The organism is Kordiimonas lipolytica (genome assembly GCF_001550065.1).
Window position 1 is genome coordinate 137,056 of record NZ_LRUB01000017.1, and the last position, 12,799, is coordinate 149,854.

Genomic DNA, 12,799 nt, shown 5'->3' on the forward strand with positions numbered 1-12,799 from the left:
TGCGCGTTAATTCGATCAGCGCGTTAGTCCGAAAGCGCGTCGACTTTTTCCTTGAGGGCGGCCAGTTGGGCCTGGAGGTCTGCGATTTCCCGATCCTTCTCGCCGCCTTTGGGTGCCTGTTCTGCAGGTTTTGCAGCAGGTGCGTGCGTGGTCTGGGCGCTTGCCGTTAGGGCACGCATGCTCTGTTCAAAGAGCGCCAGGTTCTGCCGTGTCAGCTCCTCGAAAATCGGCATGAAATTGCTGCTGTCCACTGTTTCACCGCACGCGGAGCGGATCTGCTCCTGATGCCGGGTCAGAACTTCCATGGCGCTCTGCAGATAGCTTGGCACCATGGCCTGAAGGCCGTCGCCATAAAGGCTGATCAGCTGCCTGAGAAAGGCGATGGGCAGCATGTTTTTTTCGCGGGTCTCTTTCTCGAAGATAATCTGGGTTAGGACAGCGCGGGTGATATCGTCGCCCGACTTGGCGTCGCGCACCACAAATTCCTCGCCGGACTTGATCATGTCAGCCAGGTGGTCGAGCGTCACATAACTAGAGGTTTCAGTGTTATAAAGCCGCCGGTTCGCGTATTTTTTGATGATGATCGGTTCGCCTTGATCGCGCTTTTTCCGTGCCATCTTCTGTCCCATCCTGCCTTTTCGGATACCCCTTCCTCGCATGTGCGAAAAATCCGAAAACACGGCAATTCTTTAATTAATTGGCCGAATTAAATGGTATTTGGTGCGCTGCCGCAAGGAAAATTGTGCATATGCACAAAGAAAATGACTTTGCGCCAAATGCAGGCATCCTATAGTGAAATTGTCATGCGCGATGAAGATATTGAACAAGCGGCCGACCTGTTCCTGACCCTGTGGCAGGAAAATATCCGTCTTTGGGCAACCGAGAAGGATCTGCTGCCGCACGCCGAGCTTGCGGCGCTTCTTGAGGTGCCGCTTGAACGGTCACCAAGTGTGGGGGAAGACCCATGACCGCGCAGCCAAAAGAACACGCCAGCCGGATGGCAGATGTGGAAGCACAAATCCGCGGCCCCCGGCCTATGTCGCTCCATCTTGCCAACAGCTTGATGATCTGGCGCGAAGCTGGCGCGGGTGCCAGGCGGCTCCGTGCGGGCACTGGCATATGGCACACTGGCGTACGCGACAACCTGGATGCGCTCAAGGGCTTGATGCGCTCTGAGGATGACTGGCAGCGCTTTTTCACCGCGGTGGAAAGGAAGGCGTCAGGCCGCGCCGATACCATGCTGGCGGGTATCGCCAAATATCTGGCGCATCCTTACCGTCGTCCGGAAAGCAAGGCGGCTGAGGCAGTGCGTATTGGCAATTGCCGATTGCTTGATTTTGGCGCGCCTCAATCAGGAAACAGGGGCAAACCGATCCTGCTGGTGCCCAGCCTGATCAACCCGCATTATGTGCTGGATCTGATGCCGGGCCGTAGCCTGGTTGAATTCCTGAAAGGGCATGGTTACAGGCCCTATCTGGTGCACTGGTACGAGCCGGGCGAGGAAGAGCTGGGCTTTGGTATTGGCGATTATGTAATGAAGCGGTTGAAGCCGTTTCTGGATCATGTGGCGGGCGTGGCTGGCGCCCCGGTTCCTGTGCTTGGCTACTGCATGGGCGGGACGCTGACAACCGCTTTGGCCGCGCGCGCGGGTGATATGGTGTCAAAGCTTGCCCTTGTGGCCGCGCCGTGGGATTTCGATACCAAAAAGCCTCATGCGGGTAAGAAATATGCGCCAGTGATGGTGGAGGCGCTGGCCAAACTACCTACCAACATGCCGCTTCCGGTGGATGCGGTGCAGACGTTTTTCACAAGCGTGGACCCCACGCTCAATGATCGCAAGTTCCGGAAGTTTGCCACCATGGACCCATCTTCCGAAGCCGCCGAGTTTTTTGTCGCGCTTGAGACCTGGGTCAATACCGGCGCGCCGCTGCCGCGCCGGGTGGCGGATGAAGCCATGGTCGGCTGGTACCGGGACAATACCACAGGCCGGGAAGAATGGTATGTGGACGGCGCGCCCGTGCGGCTTGAGGATGTCACATGCCCGGTCTGGATCGCCGCGCCTGAGGAGGACCGGCTCGTGCCGCAGGAAAGCGCCTATTCCATGCTGAAAGGCCTGCCGAATGCCACCGTGCACGACCCGGGCGCCGGGCATATCGGTATGATGGTCGGGTCAAAGGCGCGGACGGGGCTTTGGGAACCACTTCTCAAGTGGCTGGAGACTGACCATGCGGCCTGATGTTCTGAAATTATACCGTTTCTATGCAAGCGCGATCGGCCGCGCCACCTGTCCGATTATTACCGCGAAGCTGATGCGCCTGACAGCACCGCCAACCGATGGTGTCACCATCGGTTTTGGCTTTACCCTGCCGTACCTTGACCTGATTGCCAGGGCAGAAGGCAGGGCCGGTGGCCGCTTTCTGGCTTTCATGCCCGCGCAGCAGGGTGTCTGCCATTGGCCCGCGCATTTGGGCAGCCGGACCGCCTTGGTCGAGGAATATCATCTGCCGCTTGCTGACAGTTCCGTTGACCGGATCATTCTGGTGCATGCGCTGGAGCATGCCAACAGGCCGGTAAATCTCCTGCGCGAAATCTGGCGGGTGCTGGCACCGGGCGGCCAGATGATCGCCGTGGTGCCCAATCGCATGCGCAGCTGGGCAGCCTATGAGGGCACACCTTTTGGTCACGGCAGGCCTTATTCGAAAGGCCAGTTGTCGTCGCTTCTGGAAGAACAGATGCTGCCGGTGGATGGCTGGGACACGGCGCTGATGATGCCGCCCTTCATTCGCCCGATGGCTTCGAAGCTCCTGAGATACGGCGAACGCCCCATTGGCTTTCTGGGCAAGAACCTGGGAGGGGCGCTGATTGTCTCGGCTCGCAAGCAGGTTTATGGCACTTTACCCAAAAGTGCCCGCAAAGCGGCAATCATGCCGGCTCTGACCGGTTCATGATATCTGTACGAACAACCCTGTGACCATAGAGCACCACCAAGCCTTTTCCAGCGAGGCGAGCGAAAATTCTTCAGATTTCTGGTCTTGTATTATTATTGCGCAGACAATATTGTTTGGGTCATAAAATTATTCGAAACGTCAAGCTAGTGGAGAGCAATATGACGAACGAGACCCCTAAAGATTCGACGATGGAAGAAAGCAAGGAAATGGCGATCCGTCAGGTAGCAAACGCCCTGCACCGCCTGAACGATGCTGTTATCTCCGCCGTGGGCAAGGGTGTCACGGTCGAGCTGATGCGTGCTTCCCGCTACCACAATGAAGAAGGCGCCTGGGGCGATATGCTGGTGCCGATCATTCACAAGCAGGACTAGGGCTCATGCCAAACGGGGAGATTGTCACGCCAAAACTGGCGACAGCGGACGTGTGCGACGCCATGGGCCGCGCCGTCTCTGTGCTCCCCGTTGACTTTCAGGATTTCGGCGGGCGCGTGGATTTCGCCGGGCCTGCCGTTACCCTTCGCACGCTGGATGACAATACCAAGGTGCGTGCGCTTCTTGAAGGCAAGGGCGAAGGCCGGGTGTTGGTGGTGGACGGCGATGCTTCTACCCGTGTGGCACTTCTGGGTGGGAACCTTGCGGCATTGGCGGCCAAAAATGGCTGGGCTGGCGTGGTGATATATGGCTGTGTCCGTGACCGGCACGAATTGCTGGGCGAAGACGTGGGCATCAAGGCGCTCAGAAGCTGCCCCAGGAAATCCGAAAAGCTGGACCGGGGCGATGTGAATGTGGAAATCGCCATTTCCGGTGTGCCCATCCACCCGGGCGACTGGGTCATCGCGGATGCCGACGGTGTGGTGATCGCCAAGGAACTCCCGAGTTTGTAGGTGGCTTCCTCTGATCCGCATATCGACCTCAGTCAATTGCCTGCGAGCAATTTGCTGACGTTGCATGCACAAATCACGGAAGAACTTCGAAGGCGTGAAATTTTAAGAAGCTCAAACAACCCTGTTGGCGATTTGGCAGAATTTCTATTCGTTAACGCCTTTGGATGGTCTCAAGCACCGAACTCTCAGAAGGCGATTGATGCCTTTGATGCCAAAGATCGTACTTTTCAAATCAAGGGGCGCCGTCCAACTCGTCATAATAAATCACGCCAACTTAGCTTCATTCGCGAATTGGATAAGAAGCATTTCGACTGTCTTGCTGGTGTCATTTTCCGTGAGGATTATTCGGTCTTTAGGGCGGCACTCATCCCATATGATGTCGTCATTGCCCATTCTCGCTATTCTTCGCACGCAAATGGTTGGTTGTTTCAATTGAAAGATGACATCTGGGACATACCGTCAGTTGAAGATGTCACGCTTCGGCTGCTTGAAGTTTCCTACTAAAAAACGGCCACCGCCCGCATGGGGTCAGTGGCCGAGTGCTCTCAGATAGTATTTTTTCTGAATTCCGTTTTACCTGAACAGGGACAGCACAGCCTGTGGTGCCTGGTTGGCAATGCCGAGCGCCTGAAGGCCGAGCTGCTGTTTGGTCTGGAAGGCCTGCAAGTTCGCGCTTTCCTTGGCCATGTCCGCGTCCACCAGGTTGCCGATCCCAGTCTCGATCCCGTCGCTGAGCTTGCTGTTGAATTCAATGAGTCTGTCGATCCTTTTAGCCGTGGCGCCAAAGTCCGACAGTGCTTGGTTGACCAGATCTATGCCATCCTCCAGATAGCCCACACTCGCTGCAGCGTTTGAGGCACTGTCAAGGTTGGCGTCTGGTTGGCCAAACTGCAGGACGATGGCCTCGATTGGATGAGCCGCCATGGTAATTGTTGCGCCATTCTTGCCGGAAAGAACCGTGGTATCTGTGCTGGTTTGCATAACGAGGTTAACGCCGTCAAATTCCGCATTCAACGCAATGGCGTTGATCTGGTTCCTGAGTTCCAGAAACTCTTCTGCAAGCGCGGATCGTGATGTTGCATCCAGAGATGTGTCCCGTGCCGCAACCGCTTTTTCCTTCATTTCAATCAAGAGATCCGAGATTGATTCGCCAGCCGCCATCGCGACATCAAGTATCTGACCGCCGCGATTCAAGCTGTCCTGGACAGCACGCAGTTCAGCAAGATCGCCTCTCATGGACTGAGCAATAGAATATATCGCCGCATTATCCTTGGCGGACGCGACTTTAAGGCCGGTATTGATGCGGGATTGGGTCTGGTCCAAAGCGCCTTGGGTGGCATTCAAATTTTGCAATGCCGCGAACGCACCAGCGTTGGTGTTAACTGAGAATGACATATTCTATGTCCTGCAATACGGTTCTGTATTCATGGGCCCATCGAAACCCTGACTCCTTTTGAGCCAGCTTTTATCCTACCTTAAGGTGTGCCTCGAGTCGACTCTGTTAGTTAAAATTTTATCTATTGGCTGCAGTTTTCCTTGGTTGGCCAACGGTTTGACTGCCGGAACTTCAAAAAAACGACCGTTGCCTGATTAAGGGACAACGGTCGAGTACTCTCAGATAGTATTCTTATCGAATTCGATTTTTACCTGAACAGCGACAGGACGCTCGATGGCGCTTGGTTGGCGATCGAAAGCGCCTGAAGGCCCAGTTGCTGCCTGGTCTGGTAGGCGGTCAGGTTTGCGCTCTCGCGCGCCATGTCCGCGTCCACCAGGTTGCCGATGCCCACTTCAAGGCCGTCTGACAGCTGGCTGGTGAATTGTTTCTGGATATCAAGCCTCTGTGACGTGGCGCCAAGGTTCGAGAGCGTCTGGTTGACGGCTTCAATGGCTGCATCAATGGAGGTTACGGCTGTTTGCGATGCAGCCGGTGATGACGGGTCTTCGCCTGCTGCAGGGTTGCCGTTTACAAGGTATGAGGACGCTCCGTTTCGAACCAGATAGAGGTTACTGCCGGCGTCAACATTGGGGGCGAAGGCAAAGCCATCGACCGTGGTGCCGTTAATCTCGGACGCGCTGATGCCGAGTGCTGCTGCAACGCCCTGCTGGAAGTCGTTGCTGACCGGGAATGTGTAGTTGGCATCTGTGGTGACGCCGGTGGAGGGATCGATCGTTTCGCCGTTCAAATTGCCGCCATTGTCGTTCTGCAGATTGACAAGCGCTGCCCGGAATTCGGCATCAGTGCCGGCACTAATGGTTACACCCGCCAGCGCCACAGGCGTGCCGGTAACAGATACAGTGGAGCCAACCAAGTTGGAGTCGGTGAGGCCCAAGGTGCCCAGTGTCAGGTCGCTGGCAGCAGAACTGATCGTGCTTGATCCGCTGTCGTCCGTGATGGCGGTGATGGAATTGGTACCGTCAACCACATTGCGCCCGTTGAAGGTCGCATTGCTCACGATGGATTCGATCTGGTCCCTGAGCTCAGTATATTTCTGGCTCATGGCAGTGCGGCTATCGGCGTCCAGACCTGCGTCGGAACCGGCCACGGCAAGTTCCCGCATTTCGATCAGGAGATCGGAAACGGATTCTGCGGCAGCGAGGGCGATATCGGTTTCGGACATAGCCCGGTCGAGCGAGCTTTGGACAGCATTCAGCCCGGACACATTGCCGCGCATGTTTTGGGCGATGGAATAAATGGCTGCGGAGTCTCGGGCACTGGCGACTTTGAGCCCCGTGTTTACACGCGACTGGGTCATTTCCAGCAGCTTGGTGCTGGCACCCAGATTTTGAAGGGCGGCAAAAGCGCCCGCATTTGTGTTCACACTGAAAGACATCTTCTATGCCCACATTAAATGTTTTCGCCCGTTCTGAGCGGCGCGCACCTTTTGTGCACTATCGACATCAATAACGTGAACAGTGGGTGTGAGTCCCGCCTTTGCGTCTCAAACTAGAGTCAATTTGTCTCAGATTTTATCTTTTTAGATTTCGCAATTCCGATGGCGTCATGCCGAAGGCTTCCTTAAAGGCACGTCGGAATGCGGTTTCTGTGCCGAAGCCCAGATCAAAAGCCAGATTGGAGATGGAGCCGGCCTCGTTACCTCCATGCCGCAATTTTTCATGGGCCAGTTGCAGGCGTTTGGTGCGGATATATTTCCCAATGCCACCCAGTGGCTCGGCCAAGCGGTACAGGCGTGCGCGGGACAGGCCCAAGTGTTTCGCGACCATATCTGGGTCCAGGTCTGGGTCCAGCAAATTTTTGTTGATGAAGATACAAACCTTGTCCAGTTGGCTGTCGCCGGTTGAGCCCTCATTGCCTGCATGGCGCTTGAAAATAGTATTCAGCATCATCAACAGGGGCGGCAGCAGTTCCTCAACGTCTTCCCCCTGCATAAGGTTCGTGTAGGTGCGGAAACAGATGAACTGTTGATAGAGAAGGCTAGTTGCGGGCAAGAGCGCAGAAAGAATAATGGGTGCCTCGTCACTAAGGCCAGTGGGCAGGAGGGGCTTTAGTTGCTCGTCGATAACCAGACAGTCGAGCTCGCAATCCGCACCTCTGAAGGTCACGTCCGCACCCAGCGGAATAATAGCGAAGTCGGCTGGTTTCAGTATTTCTTTCTGGCCGGCGCTCAGGATGGTTGTTTCACCGCGCCGCAAGGTGGTCAATATCAAGCCACGACCGCTTGATACCAGGGGCTGTGCCTGACGGACATGAAAATCTTGCCCATTAACATTCAGCGTCACGGCAGCAAAGTTCTGGAAGCAGTGGACTTGGTGCAAGCTAGCATATGCAGAAAAGTCCTTTTTCTGCATGGAGTTAGAAGCTGAATGCTCGGTCTGCATGATTTCCTGATCGAGTTGGGTCAAGATTTCTCCACCTGGTGCCGATATCTCCGAAAAAGCAAAGCAAAGGCAGTGCCAGTTTAGGAGAGACTAGAGCGGTGGGTTTACTTTTCCAGCAGGAACAGTGCCTGGTCGGCAGCCCAGTTGGCACGGGTGCGGCCATACTTCAGCGGCGTGCCGTCCGCCTTGTGGGGGACAAATTCCCGAACGCGGATGCCTTCTTCCTCGATCAGGTCAAATAGGTCGAGAATGGTACAGAAGTGGATGTTGTCCGTGTTATACCATGTTTTGTCGAGCGCCTTGGTCACCGGCATGCGGCCCCGTCCAACCAGGCTCATGCGCACTTTCCACTGACCGAAATTAGGGATGGTGACAACGGCGCGCTTGCCGATGCGCAGCAGTTCCCGAAGCACTAGCTGGGGCCGATACACAGCCTGCAGGGTTTTGGACAGCACCACATAATCAAAGCTCTGGTCCGGATATTCCTTCAGGTCGTTGTCGGCGTCGCCCTGAATCACGAACAGCCCCTTGGCGACGCATTCATTCACGCCAGCCTGGCTGATCTCAATCCCGCGGCCGTCGACACCCTGTTTGTGCACAAGATAATCCAGTAGCTCGCCGTCGCCGCAGCCTACGTCCAGAACGCGACTGCCGGGCTCGATGAGTTCGGCGATCAACTTCAGGTCGGGTCTGAGGTTATGCATCATCCGCCTCCTGTTCGCTGACCGTCAGCCCGTTGGTTTTCGCCGCGGCCTTCACGAAGCCCGTCAGCATATGGTCCATCTCCGGCACGTCCAGGAGGAAGGCGTCGTGGCCAAAGGGGCTTTCGATTTCGGCGAAGCTTACCGGTACGCCCGCTGCGTTGAGCGCATGCACAATCGACTTGTTCTCAACCGTTGGATAGAGCCAGTCTGAGGTGAAGCTGATCACGCAGCAGCGCACATGGGCCGCGGCCTTAAAGGCATCCGCCAGCCGTCCACCGTGGCGCGCGGCAATATCCAGATAGTCCATCGCACGGGTGATATAGAGATAGCTGTTGGCATCGAACCGGTCGACAAAGCTGGAGCCCTGGTGCCTCAGGTAGCTTTCTACCTGGAAATCCGCCTCAAACCCGAAGGTGACTTCCTCGCGGTTCTGCAGGTTGCGGCCGAATTTGGCTGTTAGCGCGTCTTCCGACAGATAGGTGATATGCGCCGTCATGCGTGCGACAGACAGGCCCTTGGCGGGTTTGACGTCATGGTCATAATAGCGCCCATCGCGCCAGTCCGGGTCGGCCATGATGGCCTGCCGCCCCACTTCATGGAAGGCAATGTTCTGGGCTGTGTGGCGCGGGGCGGTTGCCAGCATTACGGCGCTGTGCAGCTTTTCCGGGTAGGTGGTCAGCCATTCCTGAACCTGCATCCCGCCCATGGACCCACCAATGATCATCATCAGCTTGTCGATGCCTAAGTGCGCCACAAGCCCGGCCTGCACACGCACCATATCGCGCACTGTGATCACCGGGAAGCTGGTGCCCCAGGGCTTGCCGGTTTCCGGATTGTCCTGCCAGGGGCCGGTGGTGCCAAGGCAGCTCCCGAGCACATTGGAGCACACAACGAAATACCGGTCGGTATCGATCAGCTTACCGGGGCCCACGAGCCGTTCCCACCAGCCTGGCTTGCCGGTGATCGGGTGGGTCGAGGCCACATACTGGTCACCGGTCAGCGCGTGACAGATCAGCACGGCGTTGGTGCCCGCGTCGTTCAGCGTGCCATAGGTCTCGTACCCCACTGTCACAGGCGACAGCACAGCTCCGCCGTCAAGCTCAAGCGGCTTGTCGGTGAAAAGCGTTGCGGTTTTGCCAGCGGTTGGTGTCACGAAACCTGTCCAAATCCTTTGAGCCAAGGGCTGGTTTTGCCCGGGCCTTGTGGATGCACAGAAAAGCGGGCGCAGGCCCTTATGTCAATCGCCCTAAAACTTACCCGTGAGATTAGGAAAGTTTCCTTTGCCTTTAGGGGGGCGGCGCTTTATCCCTTTTTCTTGTATTTCTTAAGGGTTTTCCGGGTATTTTCCGGCTTTTTGGAGGTTTTTCATGGGTGCGCCCAAAGCACATGACTGGATTATGGACCTGGAGGCCTATGTGCCTGGCAAGGCGAAGGCTGAAGGCGTCAAGAATCCGGTGAAGATGTCGGCAAACGAATCCGCGCTGGGGCCAAGCCCCAAGGCTGTGGAGGTCATCAAGGCGTCAGCAGGCGGCGTGATGCGCTATCCAGACCCGGCTTCCCATGACCTGATCGAGGCCATCGCCAAGGTGCATGGCCTGAAGGCAGAGCGCATTTTGTGCGGCACTGGCTCTGACGAGCTTCTGACGCTTCTTATCCATTCCTATGCAGGTGTGGGCGACGAAGTGATCTTTTCAGAGCTCGGCTTTTCAGTATACCCCATTCAGGCGCAGGCCGCCGGCGCAACGCTGGTGCCGGTGCCGAATAAGGACTGGGCCGCAGACGTGGACGGCATGCTGGCCGCGGTCACCGACAAGACCAAGCTTGTGATTGTCGACAACCCCAATAACCCCACAGGCGCCTACCTGCCGTGGTCTGAGGTTGAGCGCCTGCATCAAGGCCTGCCGGACCATGTATTGCTGGTGCTGGACGCCGCCTATGCCGAGTGTGTCACAGCGGGCGACTATGAAGCCGGTGAAGAACTGGTGGACAAGTTCGATAATGTGGTGATGACGCGCACGTTCTCAAAACTGTACGCGTTGGCGGGCCTGCGGGTTGGTTGGATGTATGCGCCCGATGGGGTGATTGATGTGATCAACCGCTGGCGTATGCCTTTCAATGTGTCGAACCCAGGCCACGACGCCGCGCTCGCGGCCGTTAAGGACCAGGCATATCTGGATGAGGTCGTTTCCTTCACCGCCCAGTGGCGCGACTGGTTGACGGCGGAACTCACGGCCATTGGCCTCGATGTGGTGAAAAGCCAGACCAACTTCGTGCTGGTGGGCTTCCCGGATGAAAGCCCCTTCACGGCGGCTGAGTGCAACGACTACCTGATGAAGCATGGCTATATCGTGCGCAAATTTGGTGTGTTGCCCAATCACCTCAGGATTTCTGTCGGCACGGAAACCCAGAACCGGGGGATCATATCGCTCATCCGCGGCTTCATGAACGGCTCACCAGATGAGGCGCAGGCATGACGGATAAAGTTCACTTTGACCGTATCGCCATTATTGGTGCGGGGCTGATCGGATCATCCGTGGCCCGCGCCGTCATGCGCGCTGGGGCCGCCGGTACGCTTGTGGTATCTGACCGCGATGAGGCGGTCCTGAGTGAGGCCGAAAAACTGGGCTTCGCGCACGAGTTCACAGTGAACGCGCGCGAGGCCGCGCAGGATGCCGATCTGGTGGTCATTGCTGTTCCCGTTGGGGCAATGGCGTCCGTGGGCGTTACGATCGCACCTGTGCTCAAGGCTGGCGCCATTGTCACGGACGTGGGGTCGGTCAAGGAAGGCGTGTTCAAGGCACTTGAACCGCTGCTGCCTGGGAATGTGCATCTTATCCCCGGCCACCCTGTGGCGGGGACCGAGCAATCAGGCCCATCGGCGGGGTTCGCCAGCCTTTTTGACGGCCGCTGGTGCATCATCACGCCGCCTCAAGGCGTTGACGAAGGTGCGCTTGAGAAACTCACCAAGCTATGGGAAGCCATGGGCAGTAAGGTTGAGATCATGACCGCCCAGCACCATGACCTGGTGCTGGCGATCACCAGCCACGTACCGCACCTGATTGCCTACAATATTGTGGGTACGGCCAGCGACCTTGAAGAAGTGACACGCTCGGAAGTGATCAAATATTCTGCGGGCGGCTTTCGGGATTTCACCCGTATCGCCGCCAGTGATCCCACCATGTGGCGCGATGTGTTCCTGAATAACAAGGATGCGGTGCTTGAGATGCTGGGCCGCTTCAGTGAAGACCTTACGGCGCTTCAGCGGGCGATCAGGTGGGGTGACGGCGACGCGCTCTTTGACCTGTTTACCCGCACCCGTGACATCCGCCGCCGCATCATTGACGCCGGCCAGGACGAGGAAGCCGCCGATTTCGGTCGTCACCACGAGGAATAAAAAGATTAAGGCCGGGGAGACCCGGCCTTTTTTGTGTTGGTTACCAGACCTTCATCACTTCGGTAGGCAGGCGCTCGACCACCTCGTCGGGCACGAAGAAATCGGGCACCAGTGGTCCTTTGGCGTGCGGCGCGTACTTGGTGAAGTCGGTCATGCCCTCTGCGCGCAACACTTCTTCATCAATGAAGAAGTTGCCTGAACACTCTTTCGAATGGCGCGTCAGGATAGCAAAGGCCGCATCCGCCATGATCTCGGGCGTGCGGCTCTGCCTGGCCATCTCACCGTCGCCGATCACATTCCGGATCGCCGCCGTGTCGATCGCGGTGAAGGGCCACAGGCTGTTCACAGCAATGCCTGCCGCCTTGAACTCAGCGGCCATGCCTAATGTGCACAGGCTCATACCGTATTTGGCGATGGAATAGGCCACGTGGGGCGCGAACCAGCGCGGGTTCATATCCAGCGGTGGCGACAGCGTCAGGATGTGCGGGTTATCAGACTTCAAAAGGTGCGGGATGCACTTCTTGGACACAAGGAACGTGCCGCGCGTGTTGATGTTGTTCATCAGGTCATAGCGCTTCATGTCTGTCATCTGTGTGTTCGTGAGCGAAATGGCAGACGCGTTGTTGACGCAGATGTCGATGCCGCCGAAGGCCTCGACCGTTTTGGCGACCGCCTCATCCACCTGTTCTTCGAAGCGGATGTCACACAGAAGCGGCAGCGCCTTGCCGCCCGCTTTCTCGATCGCCTCAGCCGCCGTGTAGATGGTGCCTTCAAGCTTCGGGTGCGGCTCTGCCGTTTTGGCGCCGATGGCCACATTGGCGCCGTCCTTCGCTGCCCTAAGCGCGATCGCCAGCCCGATACCGCGGCTGCCGCCGCTCATGAAAATGGTTTTTCCCTTCAGGCTCATGAAATTCCTCCTTTTCCCCGCGAAACCGATTGGCCCGCATCCTTCCTTGCCCTGATAATAGCGCGTTTGGCGCTATGGGCAGCGGAAAAGGCAGAATTATTTTTGGGGCCTGATGGCTTAGATGGG

Annotated in this window: 15 protein-coding genes; 8 read left to right on the forward strand and 7 right to left on the reverse strand. The window is 57.0% G+C overall.

The features are described from left to right. Positions 1-23: 23 nt before the first annotated feature. Positions 24-617: a polyhydroxyalkanoate synthesis repressor PhaR gene (phaR, locus tag KORM41_RS08685; RefSeq protein ID WP_068144066.1), complete on the reverse strand. Its 594-nt coding sequence runs from the start codon at positions 615-617 to the stop codon at positions 24-26. Positions 618-761: 144 nt separating this feature from the next. Here phaR and KORM41_RS08690 point away from each other — a divergent pair, with 144 nt between their 5' ends. The 6 genes from KORM41_RS08690 (at position 762) to KORM41_RS08715 (ending at position 4,335) form a co-directional block, all read left to right on the forward strand. Then, positions 762-968 (forward strand): hypothetical protein, encoded by a 207-nt coding sequence (locus tag KORM41_RS08690; RefSeq protein ID WP_068143482.1) that lies wholly within the window; start codon positions 762-764, stop codon positions 966-968. Then, positions 965-2,236, forward strand: coding sequence for an alpha/beta fold hydrolase (locus KORM41_RS08695; RefSeq protein ID WP_068143485.1), 1,272 nt, complete (start codon positions 965-967; stop codon positions 2,234-2,236). Before KORM41_RS08690 ends, KORM41_RS08695 begins: the two co-directional genes overlap by 4 nt. Further along, positions 2,226-2,948 carry a class I SAM-dependent methyltransferase gene (locus tag KORM41_RS08700; RefSeq protein WP_068143486.1) on the forward strand — a complete coding sequence of 241 codons (723 nt, stop codon included), beginning with the start codon at positions 2,226-2,228 and terminating at the stop codon, positions 2,946-2,948. Before KORM41_RS08695 ends, KORM41_RS08700 begins: the two co-directional genes overlap by 11 nt. Before the next feature lie 158 nt (positions 2,949-3,106). Further along, entirely contained in the window at positions 3,107-3,319 is a 213-nt protein-coding gene (locus tag KORM41_RS08705; RefSeq protein ID WP_068143488.1) for an SMc00767 family acetate metabolism repressor, read from the forward strand. A 5-nt stretch (positions 3,320-3,324) separates the two neighbouring features. Beyond that, complete coding sequence (rraA, locus tag KORM41_RS08710) at positions 3,325-3,831, forward strand: ribonuclease E activity regulator RraA (protein ID WP_068143490.1); 507 nt, start codon at positions 3,325-3,327, stop codon at positions 3,829-3,831. Then, positions 3,832-4,335 (forward strand): hypothetical protein, encoded by a 504-nt coding sequence (locus KORM41_RS08715; protein WP_197420912.1) that lies wholly within the window; start codon positions 3,832-3,834, stop codon positions 4,333-4,335. It abuts the gene before it with no gap. 69 nt (positions 4,336-4,404) lie between these two features. Here the strand turns inward: KORM41_RS08715 and KORM41_RS08720 are convergent, their stop codons facing one another. The 5 genes from KORM41_RS08720 to metX all read right to left on the reverse strand — a co-directional run bounded on the left by KORM41_RS08720 (position 4,405) and on the right by metX (position 9,525). Then, the gene (locus tag KORM41_RS08720) at positions 4,405-5,226 is read right to left on the reverse strand and encodes a flagellin (protein WP_068143492.1); all 822 of its coding nucleotides are present in this window, start codon (positions 5,224-5,226) and stop codon (positions 4,405-4,407) included. A gap of 248 nt (positions 5,227-5,474) precedes the next feature. Further along, positions 5,475-6,662: a flagellin gene (locus KORM41_RS08725; RefSeq protein WP_068143494.1), complete on the reverse strand. Its 1,188-nt coding sequence runs from the start codon at positions 6,660-6,662 to the stop codon at positions 5,475-5,477. Positions 6,663-6,798: 136 nt separating this feature from the next. Then, a complete protein-coding gene (locus KORM41_RS08730) occupies positions 6,799-7,692 on the reverse strand; it encodes a helix-turn-helix transcriptional regulator (protein WP_082719647.1) in 894 nt (297 codons plus the stop codon). 80 nt (positions 7,693-7,772) lie between these two features. Then, positions 7,773-8,372: a methionine biosynthesis protein MetW gene (gene metW, locus KORM41_RS08735; RefSeq protein ID WP_082719648.1), complete on the reverse strand. Its 600-nt coding sequence runs from the start codon at positions 8,370-8,372 to the stop codon at positions 7,773-7,775. Continuing rightward, positions 8,365-9,525, reverse strand: a complete 1,161-nt coding sequence (gene metX, locus KORM41_RS08740; RefSeq protein ID WP_068143499.1) for a homoserine O-acetyltransferase MetX — start codon at positions 9,523-9,525, stop codon at positions 8,365-8,367. Before metX ends, metW begins: the two co-directional genes overlap by 8 nt. 214 nt (positions 9,526-9,739) lie before the next feature. Here metX and hisC point away from each other — a divergent pair, with 214 nt between their 5' ends. Both hisC and KORM41_RS08750 read left to right on the forward strand, forming a co-directional pair. After that, a complete protein-coding gene (gene hisC / locus KORM41_RS08745; protein ID WP_068143501.1) occupies positions 9,740-10,846 on the forward strand; it encodes a histidinol-phosphate transaminase in 1,107 nt (368 codons plus the stop codon). Next, entirely contained in the window at positions 10,843-11,766 is a 924-nt protein-coding gene (locus tag KORM41_RS08750; RefSeq protein ID WP_068143503.1) for a prephenate/arogenate dehydrogenase family protein, read from the forward strand. The genes hisC and KORM41_RS08750 overlap by 4 nt, the downstream gene beginning before the upstream one ends. Positions 11,767-11,806: 40 nt before the next feature. On the opposite strand, the gene KORM41_RS08755 is transcribed toward KORM41_RS08750, so the two are convergent. Further along, positions 11,807-12,673, reverse strand: coding sequence for an SDR family oxidoreductase (locus KORM41_RS08755; RefSeq protein ID WP_068143506.1), 867 nt, complete (start codon positions 12,671-12,673; stop codon positions 11,807-11,809). Positions 12,674-12,799: the final 126 nt, after the last annotated feature.

Bases quoted from the DNA above. Each gene is read 5' to 3' on its own strand.
- KORM41_RS08750 (WP_068143503.1), top strand. From the start codon at position 10,843: ATGACGGATAAAGTTCACTTTGACCGTATCGCCATTATTGGTGCGGGG.
- rraA (WP_068143490.1), top strand. From the start codon at position 3,325: ATGCCAAACGGGGAGATTGTCACGCCAAAACTGGCGACAGCGGACGTG.
- KORM41_RS08700 (WP_068143486.1), top strand. From the start codon at position 2,226: ATGCGGCCTGATGTTCTGAAATTATACCGTTTCTATGCAAGCGCGATC.
- hisC (WP_068143501.1), top strand. From the start codon at position 9,740: ATGGGTGCGCCCAAAGCACATGACTGGATTATGGACCTGGAGGCCTAT.
- KORM41_RS08690 (WP_068143482.1), top strand. From the start codon at position 762: ATGACTTTGCGCCAAATGCAGGCATCCTATAGTGAAATTGTCATGCGC.
- KORM41_RS08695 (WP_068143485.1), top strand. From the start codon at position 965: ATGACCGCGCAGCCAAAAGAACACGCCAGCCGGATGGCAGATGTGGAA.
- KORM41_RS08705 (WP_068143488.1), top strand. From the start codon at position 3,107: ATGACGAACGAGACCCCTAAAGATTCGACGATGGAAGAAAGCAAGGAA.
- KORM41_RS08755 (WP_068143506.1), bottom strand. From the start codon at position 12,673: ATGAGCCTGAAGGGAAAAACCATTTTCATGAGCGGCGGCAGCCGCGGT.
- metW (WP_082719648.1), bottom strand. From the start codon at position 8,372: ATGCATAACCTCAGACCCGACCTGAAGTTGATCGCCGAACTCATCGAG.
- KORM41_RS08725 (WP_068143494.1), bottom strand. From the start codon at position 6,662: ATGTCTTTCAGTGTGAACACAAATGCGGGCGCTTTTGCCGCCCTTCAA.
- phaR (WP_068144066.1), bottom strand. From the start codon at position 617: ATGGCACGGAAAAAGCGCGATCAAGGCGAACCGATCATCATCAAAAAA.
- KORM41_RS08720 (WP_068143492.1), bottom strand. From the start codon at position 5,226: ATGTCATTCTCAGTTAACACCAACGCTGGTGCGTTCGCGGCATTGCAA.